The sequence below is a fragment of the Lelliottia sp. JS-SCA-14 genome (assembly GCF_035593345.1).
Lineage (GTDB): Bacteria > Pseudomonadota > Gammaproteobacteria > Enterobacterales > Enterobacteriaceae > Enterobacter > Enterobacter wanjuensis.
The window spans coordinates 3695263-3712722 of record NZ_CP141606.1 but is presented as its reverse complement, the minus strand read 5'-3'; the positions used below and the strand labels follow the sequence as shown (position 1 = coordinate 3712722).

Annotated in this window: 18 protein-coding genes; 7 read left to right on the top strand and 11 right to left on the bottom strand. The window is 55.3% G+C overall.

Features of this window, described 5'->3' with window-relative positions:
• Positions 1–194: 194 nt before the first annotated feature.
• From proX to U9O48_RS17220, 8 genes are all read right to left on the bottom strand, one after another.
• Entirely contained in the window at positions 195–1190 is a 996-nt protein-coding gene (proX, locus tag U9O48_RS17255; protein ID WP_285144879.1) for a glycine betaine/L-proline ABC transporter substrate-binding protein ProX, read from the bottom strand.
• A 9-nt stretch (positions 1191–1199) separates the two neighbouring features.
• Entirely contained in the window at positions 1200–2267 is a 1068-nt protein-coding gene (proW, locus tag U9O48_RS17250; protein ID WP_285154472.1) for a glycine betaine/L-proline ABC transporter permease ProW, read from the bottom strand.
• Positions 2260–3462, bottom strand: a complete 1203-nt coding sequence (gene proV, locus U9O48_RS17245; RefSeq protein WP_282492883.1) for a glycine betaine/L-proline ABC transporter ATP-binding protein ProV — start codon at positions 3460–3462, stop codon at positions 2260–2262. Before proV ends, proW begins: the two co-directional genes overlap by 8 nt.
• A 422-nt stretch (positions 3463–3884) precedes the next feature.
• A complete protein-coding gene (gene nrdF / locus U9O48_RS17240) occupies positions 3885–4844 on the bottom strand; it encodes a class 1b ribonucleoside-diphosphate reductase subunit beta (RefSeq protein WP_282492884.1) in 960 nt (319 codons plus the stop codon).
• Between the two features lie 9 nt (positions 4845–4853).
• A complete protein-coding gene (nrdE, locus tag U9O48_RS17235; RefSeq protein WP_324722846.1) occupies positions 4854–6998 on the bottom strand; it encodes a class 1b ribonucleoside-diphosphate reductase subunit alpha in 2145 nt (714 codons plus the stop codon).
• Positions 6971–7381: a class Ib ribonucleoside-diphosphate reductase assembly flavoprotein NrdI gene (gene nrdI / locus U9O48_RS17230; protein WP_285150821.1), complete on the bottom strand. Its 411-nt coding sequence runs from the start codon at positions 7379–7381 to the stop codon at positions 6971–6973. The genes nrdE and nrdI overlap by 28 nt, the downstream gene beginning before the upstream one ends.
• Positions 7378–7632 (bottom strand): glutaredoxin-like protein NrdH, encoded by a 255-nt coding sequence (gene nrdH, locus U9O48_RS17225; protein WP_095283017.1) that lies wholly within the window; start codon positions 7630–7632, stop codon positions 7378–7380. Before nrdH ends, nrdI begins: the two co-directional genes overlap by 4 nt.
• A gap of 245 nt (positions 7633–7877) precedes the next feature.
• Positions 7878–8204: a DUF883 domain-containing protein gene (locus U9O48_RS17220; RefSeq protein ID WP_100779197.1), complete on the bottom strand. Its 327-nt coding sequence runs from the start codon at positions 8202–8204 to the stop codon at positions 7878–7880.
• 160 nt (positions 8205–8364) lie between these two features.
• Here U9O48_RS17220 and U9O48_RS17215 point away from each other — a divergent pair, with 160 nt between their 5' ends.
• Positions 8365–8709: a DUF2002 family protein gene (locus U9O48_RS17215; RefSeq protein ID WP_100779198.1), complete on the top strand. Its 345-nt coding sequence runs from the start codon at positions 8365–8367 to the stop codon at positions 8707–8709.
• 32 nt (positions 8710–8741) lie between these two features.
• Here the strand turns inward: U9O48_RS17215 and alaE are convergent, their stop codons facing one another.
• On the bottom strand, positions 8742–9191 hold the full coding sequence (gene alaE / locus U9O48_RS17210) for an L-alanine exporter AlaE (RefSeq protein ID WP_285144883.1): 450 nt from the start codon (positions 9189–9191) through the stop codon (positions 8742–8744).
• 647 nt (positions 9192–9838) lie between these two features.
• On the opposite strand from alaE, the gene stpA reads away from it, so the two are divergent.
• Positions 9839–10243: a DNA-binding protein StpA gene (gene stpA / locus U9O48_RS17205; protein WP_095283013.1), complete on the top strand. Its 405-nt coding sequence runs from the start codon at positions 9839–9841 to the stop codon at positions 10241–10243.
• Between the two features lie 37 nt (positions 10244–10280).
• On the opposite strand, the gene U9O48_RS17200 is transcribed toward stpA, so the two are convergent.
• Positions 10281–10460, bottom strand: a complete 180-nt coding sequence (locus U9O48_RS17200; RefSeq protein ID WP_282492889.1) for a hypothetical protein — start codon at positions 10458–10460, stop codon at positions 10281–10283.
• 228 nt (positions 10461–10688) lie between these two features.
• On the opposite strand from U9O48_RS17200, the gene U9O48_RS17195 reads away from it, so the two are divergent.
• Positions 10689–10847 (top strand): YqaE/Pmp3 family membrane protein, encoded by a 159-nt coding sequence (locus U9O48_RS17195; RefSeq protein ID WP_282492890.1) that lies wholly within the window; start codon positions 10689–10691, stop codon positions 10845–10847.
• Here the strand turns inward: U9O48_RS17195 and U9O48_RS17190 are convergent.
• On the bottom strand, positions 10844–11773 hold the full coding sequence (locus tag U9O48_RS17190; RefSeq protein ID WP_282492891.1) for a LysR substrate-binding domain-containing protein: 930 nt from the start codon (positions 11771–11773) through the stop codon (positions 10844–10846). The two genes, U9O48_RS17195 and U9O48_RS17190, sit on opposite strands and share 4 nt — an antisense overlap.
• A gap of 365 nt (positions 11774–12138) precedes the next feature.
• Between U9O48_RS17190 and U9O48_RS17185 the strand changes: the two genes are divergently transcribed.
• The 4 genes from U9O48_RS17185 to U9O48_RS17170 all read left to right on the top strand — a co-directional run bounded on the left by U9O48_RS17185 (position 12139) and on the right by U9O48_RS17170 (position 17364).
• Entirely contained in the window at positions 12139–12744 is a 606-nt protein-coding gene (locus tag U9O48_RS17185; protein ID WP_282492892.1) for an ankyrin repeat domain-containing protein, read from the top strand.
• A gap of 107 nt (positions 12745–12851) precedes the next feature.
• On the top strand, positions 12852–14393 hold the full coding sequence (gene fdrA, locus U9O48_RS17180; protein ID WP_324722844.1) for an acyl-CoA synthetase FdrA: 1542 nt from the start codon (positions 12852–12854) through the stop codon (positions 14391–14393).
• On the top strand, positions 14393–15808 hold the full coding sequence (locus U9O48_RS17175; RefSeq protein ID WP_324722843.1) for a DUF1116 domain-containing protein: 1416 nt from the start codon (positions 14393–14395) through the stop codon (positions 15806–15808). Before fdrA ends, U9O48_RS17175 begins: the two co-directional genes overlap by 1 nt.
• 11 nt (positions 15809–15819) lie before the next feature.
• Positions 15820–17364: a xanthine permease gene (locus U9O48_RS17170; protein WP_285157878.1), complete on the top strand. Its 1545-nt coding sequence runs from the start codon at positions 15820–15822 to the stop codon at positions 17362–17364.
• Positions 17365–17460: the final 96 nt, after the last annotated feature.

The window sequence follows — 17460 nt, the reverse complement described above, 5'->3', positions numbered from 1 at the left end:
ATCGTAAGTTAAGTGATTATTTTTTCAGAAACCATCATAACGGATGAATGTGAATGTTGGGGATTTGTTGCGTGGTGGTTTGTGCGGTTTAGGGTTGGGAGGGTGAGATTGTGCGGCCTGATGCCCTCACCCTAACCCTCTCCCACGGGGAGAGGGAACCTAATCCCCCTCTCCCTTTGGAAGAGGGGAAAACCTTACTTCTGCGCGCTCAGCGCCTCATTCACCCAGCCGTCGAACTGCTGCTGGTGGGCTTTGATCCAGCCGTCAACGTGACCCTGAACATCCGCTTCAGACGATTTGCCTTCGTGCATCATCGCGTTCTGCGCGTTGATATCCGCCAGGGGCAGTTTCATCACCGAGAACAGTTTCGCTGCCGCCGGGTTTTTCTCAGCCCAGGCTTTGTTGGCGACGATGTGCATGGTGTTCACCGGGAACCCGTAGTTCATGCCGTTCGGCAGTTTGGTATCGATGTCCTTCTGTTCGCCTGGCAGAGACGAGAATGGCACCTGCAGCCAGACCACATCTTTACCCGGTTTCAGCACGTCGCTCACCCAGTACGGCGTCCAGGTGTAGTAGATCACCGGTTTGCCTTCTTTAAAGCGGGCGATGGTATCGGCCATCATTGCGGAGTAGTTCCCGTGGCTGACGTCGACGGTCTTCTCCAGATCGAAGGCTTTGTTCTGGTGATTAATCACCGCTTCACAGCCCCAGCCCGGCGAACAGCCCATCATGTCGGCTTTGCCGTCACCGTTGGTGTCGAACAGTTTGGCGATCTTCGGATCTTTCAACTGCTCAACGTTGGTGATGTGATATTTATCGGCGGTTTTTTTGTCGACCAAATAACCCTGCGCCGCACCGGTCACGAAGGTGCCTTCGCGGTAAAACTTCTTACTCCCGCCCGCTGCGGCATACATATCATCATGCAGAGGCTGCCAGTTCACGGCGGTAAAGGTGGCATCGCCAGAGGCAATCGAGGTGTAACCCACGTTGTAATCCACTTCGCTCGGCTTATTCACCGTGTAGCCCAGCTTCTCCAGCGCGCGGCTGACGAGAAGGGTCTGGAAGGACTCTTCCGAAATAGTGCTCTGAACCGGTTGAACGGTCATGCCTTTGCCCGGCAGATCAGCGGCGAATGCGCTGGTGGAGACAAGGGTGGCAAACGCTGTGGCAAAAAGGATGTTATGTCGCATCGTTGTTCCTTATTTAATGAATGGACGGGTTAACAACCCGACCGGGCCGGTGCTGTACCAGCGGCGGTTGCCGCGACTGCGTGAGTCACGACCGACAGCCTGAGTCAGGCGGTCAAGAATAATGGCGAGGATCACGATCCCGACGCCGCCCACGGTGGCCAGCCCCATATCGAGACGACCGATCCCGCGCAGAACCATCTGACCGAGTCCACCCACGGCGATCATCGAGGCGATCACCACCATCGACAGGGCGAGCATCAGCGTCTGGTTCACACCCGCCATAATGGTCGGCATCGCGAGCGGGAGCTGCACTTTGAACAGCATCTGGCGCGGGCTGGCACCGAACGAGCGCGAGGCTTCGATCAGATCGGCCGGCACCTGGTTAATCCCCAGAATGGTCAGACGGATGATCGGCGGCAGGGCGAAGATAATGGTCACGACCACACCCGGCACGTTCCCGATCCCGAACAGCATGACAATCGGCACCAGATAGACAAACGCCGGTGTGGTCTGCATCGCATCCAGTAACGGACGAATAATTTTCGCCGCCCTCGGACTGCGCGCCAGCCAGATCCCCATCGGCAGGCCGATCACCACGCAGAACAGCAGGGCGGTGAGGACCAGCGCCAGAGTGATCATGGCCTGAGACCAGGCACCGATCGCGCCAATCACAATCAGTGAAATCAGCGTGGCGATACCCATCCCTGCGCTGCCGAACTGCCACGCAATCAGGGCGAACAGGGCGATAGCGACAGGCGCGGGCATGCCGAGCATCATCTGCTGGAAGCCGTTCAGGATGTAATCCACCGGGACACGAATGCCCTGGAACACCGGACGGAAGTGGGTCACCACCCAGTCGATGCCCTCGGTCACCCAGCTGTCGAGCGGGATCAGGGTTTTATGGAACGGGTCCATGATATTGAAATGTTCCGGTGCCGGAGCGGGCGCGCTGGTGAGCCAGTCTGCCGTACCGCCGCCGTCAGCGGGCGCAGGTGCGGAAGTGCCCCACGCATCTGCCGATTGTGCGGCGCTATCCGCCGCTTCTGTGGTTCCCCACGGGTTTGATTGATCAGCCATTGTTTGCCCCCTCGCGATCTAAAGCCTGCAGCAACATGCGTTTTGAAATGATGCCGACGTATTGTTGTTCTTCCCCGACAACCGGAACCGCGCAGGGTGCCTGGCCGACGTGAGAGAGCAACTCGCTGAGCGGCGTTTCCGCGTCCACGGCAAGCGGAGCGTCGAGTAACGCCGCATCGATTCCCTGGTTTTCGCTAAGCGCTTTTTTCAGAGAGTCGATGGAGACAATGCCCACAAATTTATTCCCGCGTTCAATGACATAGCCATATTCGCGGTCTTCATCCTGCAACAGTTTGAGCGCCGAACGCGGGCCAAAACCTGGGGTGCGACGAATAATGCCGTCCAGCGCACGTCGGGAAATATCCTTGGCGCTAAACACCTGGCTAATATCCACGCCGCGGAAGAAGGTACGAACATAATCATTGGCCGGATTATTCAGAATTTCATCCGGTGTACCGACCTGCACCACTTCGCCGTTTTGCATAATGGCAATACGATCGCCAATACGCATCGCTTCATCGAGATCGTGGGAAATAAAGACCACGGTTCGCTGATGTTTTGCCTGCAGTTTTACCAGCTCATCCTGCATCTCGGTACGAATTAATGGATCGAGCGCCGAGAAGGCTTCATCCATTAATAAAATATCGGGATTGATGGCTAATGCGCGGGCTAAACCGACGCGCTGGCGCATCCCGCCAGAAAGTTCATCCGGATAGCCGTGGGCATAATTTTCCAGCCCCACCTGACGTAATGCATCCAGCGCTTTTTCCTGACGAATCGCCGCAGGGATTCCCGCTAATTCCATACCGAAAGCGGTATTATCCAGTACCGTCATATGTGGCATTAGCGCGAATGACTGAAAGACCATCGCTATCTTTTTCCTGCGCACCTCACGAAGCTCGGCGTCAGATATTTTGGCGATGTCTTCGCCATCAATCAGCACCTGTCCGCGGGTGGGTTCAATCAGGCGATTGAGAAGGCGAACCATGGTCGATTTACCCGAACCGGATAATCCCATGATGACGAAAATCTCGCCTTCTTCAATTGCCAGACTGGCGTCTTTAACGCCAAGGGATAATCCTGTTTTCTCCAGGATTTGTTCTTTTGAAAGTCCTTTTTCAATATATTTGAACGCGCGCTGCGGATGCTCGCCAAATACTTTATATAGATTTTTAACTTCTAATTTAATTGCCATGCAATAGAAATATTCCCGTTATTTGATTGCGTCGATATGAATACCATTAAAAATAATGAACTGGCCATACCCTAACATACTGAGAATCTGAGACAACCCTTGCGCCGCTTATGGCACGAATTTTGCCGTTAGCGAAACGGCTGAATTTCCCATGAGGAAAGGGCTGAGCGGGTGTTGAATTTTTCTGAGATTTTTGCCGCGCGGTCGGGGAATTTCTTCTGAATCGGAATAATTCAGGAGAATATGACGCTGGAATTACAGTATAGATGATGGGGGATATTTGTGGGGGAGGAAGTGGAATTTATATTAAATTCAGATTCGTTATTTTCCCCTCTCCCCAAAGGGGCGAGGGAGAAAAGACCGCACCGAGCGATCCCCTCTCCCCTTTGGGGAGAGGGTTAGGGTGAGGGGACAACGCCGCGCTAAAAATCCCAGTCCTCATCCTCCGTCTCCACCGCCTTACCCATCACGTAAGACGACCCGGAGCCCGAGAAGAAGTCGTGGTTTTCGTCGGCATTCGGCGAGAGCGCCGCCAGAATCGCCGGGTTCACCTCCGCCATTTCCGGCGGGAACAGCGCCTCGTAGCCGAGATTCATCAGCGCTTTGTTGGCGTTGTAGCAGAGGAAGGCTTTCACATCCTCCTCCCAGCCGGTGCCCGCATACAGCTCTTCGGTGTAGCTCAGCTCGTTATCGTAGAGATCCATCAGCAAATCAAGGGCAAAACCTTTCAGCTCTTCGCGCTTCTCTTCGCTAATTTTCTCCAGCCCTTTCTGATACTTATATCCGATGTAATACCCGTGTACCGCTTCATCGCGAATGATCAGGCGAATCAAATCGGCGGTATTGGTGAGCTTGCCGCGGCTCGACCAGTACATCGGCAGCCAGAAGCCTGAATAGAAGAGGAAGGATTCCAGAAACACGCTGGCGATTTTCTTCTTCAGCGGCTCATCGGCCTGATAATACTCCAGCACCAGCTGGGCTTTGCGCTGGAGCGAGGCGCTCTCTTCGCTCCATGTATAGGCCGCATCGACATCTTTGGTCTGGCACAGCGTCGAGAAAATCGAGCTGTACGAGCGGGCGTGGACCGCCTCCATAAAGCTGATATTCGACATCACCGCCTCTTCGTGCGGGGTCAGCGAATCGGCCATCAGCGCCGGGGCACCGACGGTATTCTGAATGGTGTCGAGCAGCGTGAGCCCGGTGAACACGCGGATGGTCAGCTGCTGCTCGGCGTGGCTGAGCGTCGCCCACGCCGGAATATCGTTGGAGAGTGGTACCTTTTCCGGTAGCCAGAAGTTGCTGGTCAGGCGGTTCCACACCTCCAGATCTTTATCGTCCTGGATCTTATTCCAGTTAACGGCACTGACGCGTGACAGTTTCATCCTTTCTCCTTACAGCGCGCAGGACACGCAGCCTTCAATTTCGGTGCCTTCCAGCGCAAGCTGACGCAGGCGAATGTAGTACAGGGTTTTGATCCCTTTTTTCCAGGCGTAGATCTGCGCTCGGTTGATATCCCGCGTGGTGGCGGTATCAGGGAAGAACAGCGTCAGGGACAACCCCTGATCCACATGGCGCGTGGCCTCGGCGTAGGTATCAATAATCTTCTCCGGGCCGATCTCATAGGCATCCTGATACAGCGCCAGATTCTCGTTGGTCATAAACGGCGCGGGGTAGTACACGCGCCCGGTTTTGCCTTCCTTGCGGATCTCAATTTTCGAGACGATCGGATGAATGCTCGACGTCGCGTGGTTGATATAGGAAATCGATCCGGTCGGCGGGACCGCCTGCAGATTCTGGTTGTAGATGCCGTACTGCATCACGTCGGCGCGCAGCTGCTGCCACATCTCACGCGTCGGGAGATGGACTCCGGCGCGGGCAAACAGCGCGCGCACTTTGTCGGTTTTCGGCTGCCAGTCGCTTTCCAGATACTGATTAAAATACTCCCCGCTGGCGTAGCGCGATTGCTCGAATCCGGCGAAACGCTGTTTGCGCTCGCGGGCCAGCATCATCGAGGTATGCAGGGCGTGCCAGGTGATGGTGTAGAAATAGAGGTTGGTGAAATCCAGCCCCTCCGGGCTACCGTAGGCGATACCTTCCCGCGCCAGATAGCCGTGCAGGTTCATCTGCCCCAGCCCGATGGCGTGGGACGCGGCATTCCCGACTTCAATCGACGGCACGCTGCGGATGTGGCTCATGTCCGATACCGCCGTCAGTCCGCGAATAGCGGTCTCCACGGTACGGCCAAAATCCGGCGAATCCATGGTGTGGGCAATATTCAGCGAGCCGAGATTGCAGGAGATATCCTTGCCAGTCTCGGCGTAGTCCAGGTTCTCGTCGTAAGTAGACGCGCTGTTAACCTGCAAAATCTCCGAGCACAGGTTGCTCATGTTGATGCGCCCGGCAATTGGGTTGGCGCGGTTCACCGTATCTTCATACATGATGTACGGATAGCCGGACTCAAACTGGATCTCGGCCAGAGTCTGGAAGAAGTCGCGGGCGTTGATGTATTTTTTTCGAATGCGGTCATCAGCGACCAGTTCGTCGTACAGCTCGCTAATTGCCACGTCACCGAAGGGCTTGCCGTAGATGCGCTCGATATCGTACGGGGAGAAGAGGGCCATCCCGGCATTCTCTTTCGCCAGCTGGAAGGTGATATCCGGGATCACCACGCCAAGCGAAAGAGTTTTGATGCGGATTTTTTCGTCGGCGTTTTCGCGCTTGGTATCAAGAAAACGCAGGATGTCCGGGTGATGGGCGTGGAGATAGACCGCGCCCGCGCCCTGACGCGCCCCCAGCTGGTTAGCGTAGGAAAACGCATCTTCCAGCATTTTCATCACCGGGATCACGCCCGAAGACTGGTTCTCAATGCGCTTGATCGGCGCGCCGGATTCCCGCAGGTTCGACAGCAAAAACGCCACGCCGCCGCCGCGCTTGGAGAGCTGCAGCGCCGAGTTCACCGCGCGGCCAATCGACTCCATATTGTCTTCGATGCGCAGCAGGAAGCAGGAGACCAGCTCGCCGCGCTGGGCTTTGCCACAGTTGAGGAACGTCGGTGTCGCAGGCTGGAAACGCCCGGAGAGGATCTCATCCGTCAGCTGCTGCGCCAGCGCTTCGTCGCCCTGGGCGAGGGTTAGGGCGACCATGCAGACGCGGTCTTCAAAACTTTCCAGATAGCGTTTGCCGTCGAAGGTTTTGAGCGTGTAGCTGGTGTAATACTTCCAGGCCCCGAGGAAAGTCTGAAAACGAAAACCGCTGGTGTGGGCGCGTTCAAACAGGCTCACCACGAAAGCGCGGTCGTAGCGCGTCAGCACGCGTTCTTCGTAATAACCCTCGTTGACCAGGTAGTCGAGCCGCGCCTGCTGGCTGGCAAACGGCACTGTGTTTGGCCGAACGTGGGCGGCGAAAAAGGCGTCGACCGCCTCGTGGTCTTTGCCAAACTGAATATGCCCCTCACGATCGTAGAGGTTCAGCATGGCGTTCAGGGCATGGTAATCCGTCGATCCCTGCATTACGCGTTCTGCGGTTGTCGTTGCCAAAATTCATTCACTCCTTTACGCACGTTCTCTACGTCCTGCTGTGTCCCCATCAGTTCAAAACGATAGAGATACGGCACGCCGCACTTTTGCGAGATAACATCCCCGGCGCGACAGAAAGCATCGCCAAAGTTGCGATTACCTGCCGCGATCACACCGCGAATCAGCGCCCGGTTATGGGGATCGTTCAGAAAGCGGATCGCCTGGCGGGGCACCGCGCCCGCCGTTCCACCGCCGCCGTAGCTGGGGACCACCAGAATGTAAGGTTCGTCTACCTGAATCCGCTCGCGCTCGTTAAGCGGAATACGCACCGCGGGCAGCCCGACGCGCTCAATAAAGCGCAGCGTGTTTTCCGAGCTGCTGGAGAAGTAGACGATCAGACTCATGCGCTGGCGGCCTGAGTTTGCAGGCGGTTAATCATGTCCGGGCGAAAGCCTGACCAGCTGGTTTCCCCGGCGATCACCACCGGAAGCTGACGAAATCCTTGTGCGCGCAGGGTATCTGCCGCATCGGGCTGTAAGTCCACATTCACCATCTCAAACTCGACGCCGCGGCTTTCCATTGCACGTTTGGTGGCGTGGCACTGAACACAGTCGTTACGAGTGTAAATAGTAATGCTCATGATTCGTATTTCCATTTAGAATGAGGGAGCGGCGCGAATGAACGCGTCAGGTTGTGTGTGTCTTGTCAAAAGGAATACTAGATGTAGTTGATGTAAGTTTCAACCATACAAGATATGGGATTTAACGATTGATTTAGCCTCGATGATGAACGCAGCGAGGAGGGGCAGGCTGTACGCGGTTTGCGGTGCTTTTTTTGAGCGAAAAATAAAAACCCCCGAACGCCGGAGCGAACGAGGGTCAACGAATCACGCTTTAAGGACTATTTACGCAGCGTCAGTAACGCACCGATAAAAATCCCCACCGCGGCGACGGTCCCCACGGCATACAGCGGTTTTTCGCGAATGAACGTATTGGCACAGCCAATGGCATCGCAGGCGGCCTGCGTGGTGCGCGAGCGGCCATGCATCCGGGCGCGGGTTTCACGCAGCAGAGACTGAGCCTTACGCCTGGCGACATCCGCCTCGTCCTTCGCATCAGAGCCCCAGGATTTCAAAACATCTTCCAGTGTGTCTGCTAATTGGCTGACATCGTTACGAATATCCTGAGCGTCGTCATTAATATCGTTTCGGTTCGGTCTGTTAAACATACGATCCTCCATAATTTTGCGTTCACACACAGTTTAGTCCAGGTTTTTAATATCTGAAGCGAGTCACGACTTATCGGAGCCTTTATGGATTTATCTGAAAGCGTTGCTAATGCTGAATATTGTAAGGTTGGCCCGCAGGAAAAGATAACGAGGATAAAATATGTATTTACGACCCGATGAGGTGGCGCGCGTTCTTGAAAAAGCGGGTTTCATCATGGATGCAGTGACACAGAAAACATACGGATATCGCCGCGGCGATAATTATGTTTACGTTAACCGTGAAGCCCGAATGGGACGCACTGCGCTGATTATTCACCCCACGCTGAAAGACCGCAGTTTGTCGTTTGCTGAGCCGGCCACGGATATCAAAACTTGCGATCACTATCAGGAATTTCCGCTCTATTTAGCCGGAGAACGGCACCAGCATTACGGCATTCCGCATGGTTTTAGCTCCCGCATGGCGCTGGAGAGATTTCTGACAGGTTTGTTTGGCGAACCGCAGTAAACACGCGACTGGCAGCGGCCAGTCGCAGCACGTTACGCCTGAGACTGATGATACTGGCTGACTTTAAACAGGCGGCGGCAGTAGTCGAGGAAGTAGCCGTAGACGGCACCCATCAACATCGACACCACAATATTCGAGCTGACGGCAGCGGCAATCTGATGCCAGTCTGCGCCAACGGTCAGCAAAATCGCCACATACACCGGGGACTGGAAGGTGACATACGCCAGCACGTCCGCCAGGTTTTTCATCCAGCCAGACGGGCTAAAACGGCGCGCCACGCGCATCACCGCATCGCGGTAAAAACCGTACGGCCATGCAATAAGAATGTTAACCGGGATCGCCACCAGTCTGGAAGAAAGGGACTGCTCAAAAGACATTCCGGAGAGGAATATCTCGATCAGCATGTTCACTACGGAACAGTAGACAACCATCGCGAAAGTGTCTGCAACTGCATGGCGCAGGCGAGACTGCGGTGAGAACATGTCCGAACTCCTTGAGATAAACACAAAACAGAGATTTTACCCGCAGCGATTGGTGCTTTAGGTTGCTTTCTTGAGCGTGTATAGAGTATCTCTCTGCTTTGAAAGTCACAATGAGTGATTAATTTTTATTTAATGGCGTTTTGTCCACAAAATGCTCTAAACAGAGTTCCTTTCTGCAACCCTCGGCATTTTCTGTTTTACACCTGTAAACAGTTTTTAAAATCAATATGTTAAGTTTGTTTTATCAATGAGGGTTCAACCGCACGAAACTGGCGTTCAGCAGACTCTCCTTCCCGCAGAATGAAAAGTGAGCTTGTGGTGAAGAATCTGCTTCCAAAGCGCATTTTGTGGTGAATTATTCTGACATTGGTTTTTGTGTTGTTATGCCGCGCAGGTGAATGATTATTCAGAAATGAAGAAGTGACGGGCGAAGAATCACACGACGAACGCCGTTTTGAAATAGAAACGGGGCGATAAACTAAATGCAATTTTGCGAGGAGTGCAAATAAAGGTAACGATAATTAAATAAATATTTTTGAATATCCTCAATAAAAGTCAGGGAGGAAATTAATGGATATTCAAAGTAAAGTGGATTACCATATTGAACTATTGCTCATTGAATCAACTCATAAAAGGTCTTCAGTAATATGTCTTCAATGTTACAAAATCTTAATAATATCCGTACCCTTCGCGCAATGGCGCGTGAATTCTCAATTGATGTGCTTGAAGAAATGCTGGAAAAATTCCGCATCGTTACGGAAGAAAAACGTAATGAGCAAGATGAAATGCAGAGCCAGCAGGCAGAACAGCAGCAGAAAATTAATGCGCTGTTAGAGCTGATGAAAGCAGACGGTATTTCTCCGGAAGACTTGCTGGGCAAAGACGTTCTGAAAGGCGCCAGCCAGCCGCAAAAACGTCAGGCGCGTGAAGCGAAATATCGTTTTACTGACGTCAACGGTGAAGAAAAAACCTGGACCGGCCAGGGCCGTACGCCTAAGCCAATCGCGAACGCGCTGGCAAACGGTCAATCACTGGATGATTTTCTGATCTAAGTGGTACATCAGGGCGGTATCTCACCGCCCTGAGCTTTCAACAGACGCCGAAATCGCCGTCTTCTTTATACAGCGTCACATCTGCTGCCTTCAGCGTAAACTTCTCTCCCTGCTCGTTGCTTGCCTGTACGGCAACAATCTGATCCTCATGGACTTCAACGATTTTCAATTTCGGGCCGCCCATACGTGGCTGCACAACATCTCCAACTGTAAACATAATGATCTCCTCGTTTTGGTATGTCTTACCTTAGCCCACGTCGGAAGCCGGGTACAGTTGTCATGCCCGAATACCCCTTAATCGCCAGCCTAAGTGATTGTAAAGAGGGTAAAGGAGCGTAAAAGCGCGCGGGCAAAATGGCAGGCCAGGCTAAACTCGCTACGCTTAGAGTTAATAACTCTTTTTTAACAATGATCTTTTTTAGCTTGTATGGAGTATGGAGAAAGTATGGGTTTCTGGCGTATCGTTTTTACAATTCTTATCCCACCGCTGGGCGTGCTGCTGGGCAAAGGCTTCGGCTGGGCGTTTATCATTAATATCGTGCTGACGCTTTTGGGTTACATCCCCGGGCTTATTCACGCCTTTTGGGTGCAGTCCCGCGATTAATCCCGCCACAGTAAATCGTTATAAATCCCGGTCAGTACCCCCTGCGGTCCAAACTGCTGTTTGATCCAGCGGGTGACCTGACCGGTCGCCGCATGTTGCGTCGCCAGCAGCATGCGGGAATCCTGGCGAGGATTATTAATCCGCCGCGTCACCAGTAAACCTTCTTCCACCGCCTCCCGCGCCATATGCTCCGGTAAAAAACCAATCCCTTCCCCGAGGATCTGACACTGACATTTGGTGTTAAAGTCCGGCACCAGAATCGCCTCCTGTCCGTGCAACAACCAACCCACCTTTTTATTGATCGTATGCGCTGTGTCTTCGACCATGATGTTCGGATAGAGCCGCAGCTGGCTTTCGGCGATCGGCTCAGGGGAAAATGCCAGCGGATGCTGGGGAGAAATGGCGAATACCCAGCGAATCGCGCCGATCTCCGTGTAATCAATCCCGCCGCCGTCGAGCAGGGTATCCGGCGCGCCAATCGCAATATTGGCCTGATTATTAATAATCGAATCCCACACGCCGTTATACACCTCGGTGGTGACGGTGATCTGGCAGGTCGGAAACTGCTTTTTTAATACCTGTAATAAGCGGGCGGTGTGGCGCGGGGTGTATAACAGTTGATTAATACAAATCCTTACCCGCGCCTCAATGCCCTGCGAAATGGTATCGATCCCGCGCTTGATGGCGTGAAAGTCATTCAGCAGATCGGTGGCTTTACGGTAAAAGTAAAACCCGGACTCCGTCAGCTCGATGCTGCGCGTATTGCGCACAAACAGCACCACGTCCAGCCCGGTCTCCATCCGTTTGATGGTGTAGCTGATGGCCGACGTCGTCACGCCCAGCTCCTCGGCGGCTTTGCTGAAACTGCCGAAGCGCGCCGCAGCGGTAAAGGCCAGCAGGTTCTCTTCGGTAAAAATAGAATTCATGGCTCGCCCTTATTTATTCGCCCGGCAGTATTGTTGAATCTATTTGTAATCGCCCGTGACGGCAATCAGTTTTGAACAATATTTAACACTGCGGTTACAACTCATTTGAGCACTATCACACTTCTGTTATTTTGTTTCAGGCCGCGCCAGTCAAGGCGTGTCGAGCCATAAGCAGAAAGCCGTTTAGCGCGTTAAAAGTGCGTCAAAGATAAGAAAAACATTGCACCCACGCACGTTTTGACCCGACTGTTGATTTTGATTCAACAATGTCTCGGCTTACGATGAATGAAATTTAAGCGGATTCTTTTATCGCGGGGCTGTTGCTATTCTCAGGGCATCAGAAATGAAAACATCGGAGTCTGAATATGTCTGCAAATGAACTCGTTACTGAATTTCTGCTGGCGGCAGAGCAGGGCAATCTGGATGCGCTCAAAGCCTGTCTGGAAAAAGGGGTGGATATCAACGCCACCAACCGCCAGAAAAGAACCGCCATTATTACTGCCAGCCTGAAAAAGCATTACTCTTGCGTCGAATTCCTTATTTCCGCCGGGGCGGATATCGACCAGCAGGATCAGACCTGTTTTAACCCGTTCTTAATTAGCTGCCTGACAAACGACCTAACCCTGCTGCGCATTGTTCTGCCCGCGAAGCCGGATCTCGACCGTCTGTCGCGTTTCGGCGGCGTCGGCATCACGCCTGCCAGCGAAAAAGGTCACGTGGAGATTGTCCGCGAACTGCTGACCCACACGGATATCAACGTCAACCACACCAACTTTGTCGGCTGGACGCCACTGCTGGAAGCCATCGTCCTCAACGACGGCGGGGCGAAACAGCAGGAGATCGTCAAATTACTCCTCGACCACGGCGCCAATCCGCACATGACCGATAAATACGGTAAAACCCCGCTCGAACTGGCGCGCGAAAAAGGCTATCACGCCATTGCCGAGCTGCTGTTAGCCGCCGGCGCATAATGTATTCGGCAAGCCTTTCCGGGCTTGCCTGACCTGAAAATTTTCACCTTTACCATCATGACTTCATCATGATGACGGCCCCCTTTTGCCCGCATTCGGGAGGAAACATGCCCACCAAAATCGTTATTAAAAAGAACACTTATTTTGATTCGGTCTCGCTGATGTCGGTCTCGACCAAAGCCAATAAATTGCCCGGTGTGGACCAGGCGTTTGTGGCGATGGCGACCGAAATGAATAAAGGCGTATTAAAAAATTTAGGCTTATTAACGCCAGAACTGCAGGACGCTAAAAACGGCGACCTGTTGATTGTGATTAAAGGCGATGCCGCTGACGACGAAACTCTGGCGGCCATCGAAGCGTTATTTACCCGCAAAGAGAGCGGCGGGGCGCACGAATCCCGTTTTGCCACGCTCGCCAGCGCCAAAACGCATCGTCCCGACAGCAACCTGGCGGTGATCTCCGTCAACGGTCTGTTCGCCGCCCGCGAGGCGCGCCAGGCGCTGGAAAACGATCTCAACGTGATGCTCTTCTCCGATAACGTCAGCCTTGACGACGAACTGGCGCTTAAGCAGCTGGCGCATGAGAAAGGCCTGCTGATGATGGGCCCGGACTGCGGCACCGCCATTATCAATGGCGCGGCCCTGTGCTTTGGCAACGCGGTACGTCGCGGGCCGATTGGCATCGTCGGCGCATCGGGCACCGGCAGCCAGGAGCTGAGCGCGCGCATTCATGAATTCGGCGGCGGGATCTCGCAGTTGATCGGCACAGGCGGGCGCGATTTGAGTGAAAAAATCGGCGGCCTGATGATGCTCGACGCCATTGAAATGCTGGAAGCCGACGAGGCCACCCAGGTGATTGCTCTAATCTCGAAACCGCCTGCGCCAAAAGTGGCTGAAAAAGTGCTGGCCCGCGCCCGCGCCTGCCGCAAACCGGTCGTGGTCTGTTTCCTCGGGCGCAACGAACCGCCCGCCGATGAAGACGGATTGCAGTTCGCGCGCGGCACCAAAGAGGCAGCCCTGAAAGCGGTCCTCCTCACTGGCATCAAAAAAGAGTCGCTGGATCTGCACCCGCTCAACTGGCCGCTCATTGAAGAAGTCCGCGCCCGTCTGACCCCGCAGCAAAAGTACATTCGCGGTCTGTTCTGCGGCGGCACTTTGTGCGACGAAGCGATGTTCGCGGCGCTGGAAAAATTCGACGACGTCTACAGCAACATCCAGCCGGACCCGACCAAACGGCTGGCCGATCTCAACGTCAGCCAGGCTCATACCTTCCTCGACTTTGGCGACGACGACTTCACCAACGGCAAACCGCACCCGATGATCGACCCGACCAACCGCATCAGCCGCCTGCTGCAAGAGGCGCGCGATCCGGAAGTGGGGGTGATCGTGATGGATTTCGTGCTCGGTTTCGGCTCTCACGAAGACCCGGTCGGGGTAATGATCGACGCCATCAAAGAGGCGCAGGCTATCGCGAAAGCGGACAACCGCCCGCTGGAGATCCTCGGCTACGTGCTCGGCACCGATCTGGATACTCCGTCGCTTTCGCAGCAGTGCCAGCTGCTGACGGACGCCGGCGTGATCTGGGCCAGCAGCAGTACCAATACCGGATTACTGGCGCGTGAATTTGTCTGCAAAGGAGAGAAAGCCTGATGAAAACCTTATTTAACCAGCCGCTGAACGTCATCAACGTCGGCATCGCCCTGTTCAGCGACGACCTGAAAAAACAGCACGTGCCGGTCACGCAGCTCGACTGGACGCCGCCGGGGCAGGGCAATCTGCAGGTGGTCGAAGCATTGGATCAACTGGCGCACTCCACGCTCGCCGACAAAATCGCCGCCGCCAACCAACAGGCGCTGGAGCGCATTATCCAGTCTCATCCGGTGCTGGTGGGCTTCGACCAGGCCATTAACGTGGTGCCAGGCATGACCCGCACCACCATCCTGCATGCCGGGCCGCCGGTCGCGTGGGAAAACATGTGCGGTGCGATGCGCGGTGCGGTAACGGGCGCGCTGGTGTTTGAAGGGCTGGCGAGCGATCTGGAAGACGCGGAACGCCTCGCTGCATCCGGCGAAATCACCTTCTCGCCGTGCCACGAACATGACTGCGTCGGCTCGATGGCGGGCATCACCTCGGCGTCGATGTTTATGCACATCGTCGAGAACAAAACCTACGGCAACCGGGCGTTCACCAACCTCAGCGAGCAGATGGCGAAGATCCTGCGCATGGGCGCTAACGACCAGAGCGTGATCGATCGTCTGAACTGGATGCGCGATGTGCTCGGCCCGATGCTGCGCGATGCGATGAAAATCATCGGCGAAATCGATCTGCGCCTGATGCTGGCCCAGGCCCTGCACATGGGCGACGAGTGCCACAACCGCAACAACGCGGGCACCACGCTGCTGATCCAGGCTCTGACGCCGGGCCTGATTCAGGCCGGTTATCCGGTGGAGCAGCAGCGTCAGGTGTTCGAGTTTGTGGCGAGCAGCGACTACTTCTCCGGCCCGACGTGGATGGCGATGTGCAAAGCCGCGCTCGATGCCGCGCACGGGATCGAGTACAGCACCGTCGTCACCACCATGGCGCGCAACGGTTTTGAGTTTGGTCTGCGCATCTCCGGCCTGCCGGGGCAGTGGTTTACCGGCCCGGCGCAGCAGGTGATTGGCCCGATGTTTGCGGGCTACAAGCCGGAAGACTCCGGTCTGGATATCGGCGACAGCGCCATCACCGAAACCTACGGCATCGGCGGGTTTGCGATGGCGACGGCTCCGGCGATTGTGGCGCTGGTGGGCGGCACGGTGGACGAAGCCATCGACTTCTCGCGCCAGATGCGTGAAATCACCCTCGGCGAAAACCCGAACGTCACCATTCCGCTGCTCTCGTTTATGGGCATTCCGACGGCGATTGATATCACCAGAGTCGCTGCCAGCGGCATTCTGCCGGTGATCAACACCGCCATTGCCCACAAAGACGCCGGGATCGGCATGATTGGGGCGGGCATCGTTCACCCGCCATTTAGCTGTTTTGAAAAGGCGCTGTTGACCTTCCGCGATCGCTACTTTTTATAAGGTAAGCATTCATGAAAAGCATGAAACTGGAGTGGAAAAGAGGTGACTGGGCGGCCTATTTCGGGCTCATGACCAATAACCTGACTAACCTGTTGACCATGATGGGACTGCTCATTTTTGTCGTCGGCATCCCGAAAGAGATTGTTTATGGACGCATCGCGCCAGCCTTCGGGCTGGCGGTACTGGTCGCCAGCATCTGCTACGCGTGGTTTGGCCTGCAGATGCAGCGCGACACCGGGCGCAGTGATGTGACGGCGCTGCCGTCCGGCCCGAGCGCCCCGTCCATTTTCACGGTGACGTTCCTGGTGCTGATGCCGGTTTACCAGCAGACCGGCGACGCGGATTTTGCCATCCAGATTGGTCTGGTGTGGTGCTTCGTGGAAGCGATGATTCTGGCGGGCGGCTCGTTCCTCGGTGAAACCATCCGCAAGATGATCCCGCGTACCGTGCTGCTGTCGTGCCTGTCCGGTCTGGGCCTGCTGCTGCTGGCGATGAACCCGATGCTGCAGGCGTTCGAAGCGCCGACGGTCTCCTTCATCGTGCTGCTGCTGATCTTCATCAACTGGTTCGGTAAAAAGCCGATCTTCGCCCGCATCCCGACCGGTCTGTTGCTGCTGATCGCCGGGACCGCGCTGGCGTGGATCTCCGGTCTGCAAAGCCCGGAAGCGATCAAAGCGTCCATGTCCTCGTTCGGCTTTAACCCGCCGTCAGTCCACGTTGACAGTTTCATGCAAGGTTTACCGCACGCTCTGCCGTATCTGGCGTCGGCGGTTCCGCTGGGTCTGGCGAACTACATCTTTGACCTCGAAAACATCGAAAGCGCCCACGCGGCAGGGGACGAATACCCGACCCGCAAAGTGATGCTGGCGAACGGTCTGGCCTCCATGCTCGGCTGCCTGATGGGCAACCCGTTCCCGGTGACGGTCTACGTCGGCCACGCGGGCTGGAAAGCGATGGGCGCGAGCATCGGCTATACCCTGGCGTCGGGCGTGACTATGTTCATCGTGCCGCTGTTCGGGCTGGGGGCCTTTATGCTCGCCATCATTCCGATGACCGCCATCGTGCCGATTCTGGTGTTTATCGGCGTGGTCACCGCCAACCAGGTGGTGAGGGAAACGCCCAAAGTGGAGGTGCCCGTCATCTTCATCTGCCTGTTCCCGTGGATCGCCAACTGGGCGCTGACCATGATGAACAGCGTGATGGGGGCGGCGGGAACGAATGCGGCGAAGATTGGCACCGACGTGCTGCACAGTAAAGGCATCTACTACGAAGGGCTGGTGCATCTGGGCAACGGCGCACCGCTCGCCAGCATGCTCTGGGGCTGTATCGCTATCTTCGCCATCATCAATAAACCGCTGCGCGGAGCGATTGCTGCAGCAGTGGGCGCACTGTTGGCGATGTTCGGTGTCATCCACGCCCCGGTAGTCGGTTTCGCCGAAGGGAGTTCGCTGATGTTTGTGACGGCGTACCTGATGATGAGCGGGATGTTTGTGGTGAAACACGTGCTGGATAGCCGCGAAGTGACGCGGGCGGCAGCGCCGGTTTCAGAGTCCTGATAATGCCTGATGCCCTCACCCTAACCCTCTCCCACAGGGAGAGGGAACCGGTTTCTCCCTCTCCCTGTGGGAGAGGGCCGGGGTGAGGGCCCCAGA

Coding starts and splice junctions, on each gene's coding strand:
- proX (WP_285144879.1), bottom strand. CDS start 1,190: ATGCGACATAACATCCTTTTTGCCACAGCGTTTGCCACCCTTGTCTCC.
- proW (WP_285154472.1), bottom strand. CDS start 2,267: ATGGCTGATCAATCAAACCCGTGGGGAACCACAGAAGCGGCGGATAGC.
- proV (WP_282492883.1), bottom strand. CDS start 3,462: ATGGCAATTAAATTAGAAGTTAAAAATCTATATAAAGTATTTGGCGAG.
- nrdF (WP_282492884.1), bottom strand. CDS start 4,844: ATGAAACTGTCACGCGTCAGTGCCGTTAACTGGAATAAGATCCAGGAC.
- nrdI (WP_285150821.1), bottom strand. CDS start 7,381: ATGAGTCTGATCGTCTACTTCTCCAGCAGCTCGGAAAACACGCTGCGC.
- nrdH (WP_095283017.1), bottom strand. CDS start 7,632: ATGGAAATACGAATCATGAGCATTACTATTTACACTCGTAACGACTGT.
- U9O48_RS17220 (WP_100779197.1), bottom strand. CDS start 8,204: ATGTTTAACAGACCGAACCGAAACGATATTAATGACGACGCTCAGGAT.
- U9O48_RS17215 (WP_100779198.1), top strand. CDS start 8,365: ATGTATTTACGACCCGATGAGGTGGCGCGCGTTCTTGAAAAAGCGGGT.
- alaE (WP_285144883.1), bottom strand. CDS start 9,191: ATGTTCTCACCGCAGTCTCGCCTGCGCCATGCAGTTGCAGACACTTTC.
- stpA (WP_095283013.1), top strand. CDS start 9,839: ATGTCTTCAATGTTACAAAATCTTAATAATATCCGTACCCTTCGCGCA.
- U9O48_RS17200 (WP_282492889.1), bottom strand. CDS start 10,460: ATGTTTACAGTTGGAGATGTTGTGCAGCCACGTATGGGCGGCCCGAAA.
- U9O48_RS17195 (WP_282492890.1), top strand. CDS start 10,689: ATGGGTTTCTGGCGTATCGTTTTTACAATTCTTATCCCACCGCTGGGC.
- U9O48_RS17190 (WP_282492891.1), bottom strand. CDS start 11,773: ATGAATTCTATTTTTACCGAAGAGAACCTGCTGGCCTTTACCGCTGCG.
- U9O48_RS17185 (WP_282492892.1), top strand. CDS start 12,139: ATGTCTGCAAATGAACTCGTTACTGAATTTCTGCTGGCGGCAGAGCAG.
- fdrA (WP_324722844.1), top strand. CDS start 12,852: ATGCCCACCAAAATCGTTATTAAAAAGAACACTTATTTTGATTCGGTC.
- U9O48_RS17175 (WP_324722843.1), top strand. CDS start 14,393: ATGAAAACCTTATTTAACCAGCCGCTGAACGTCATCAACGTCGGCATC.
- U9O48_RS17170 (WP_285157878.1), top strand. CDS start 15,820: ATGAAAAGCATGAAACTGGAGTGGAAAAGAGGTGACTGGGCGGCCTAT.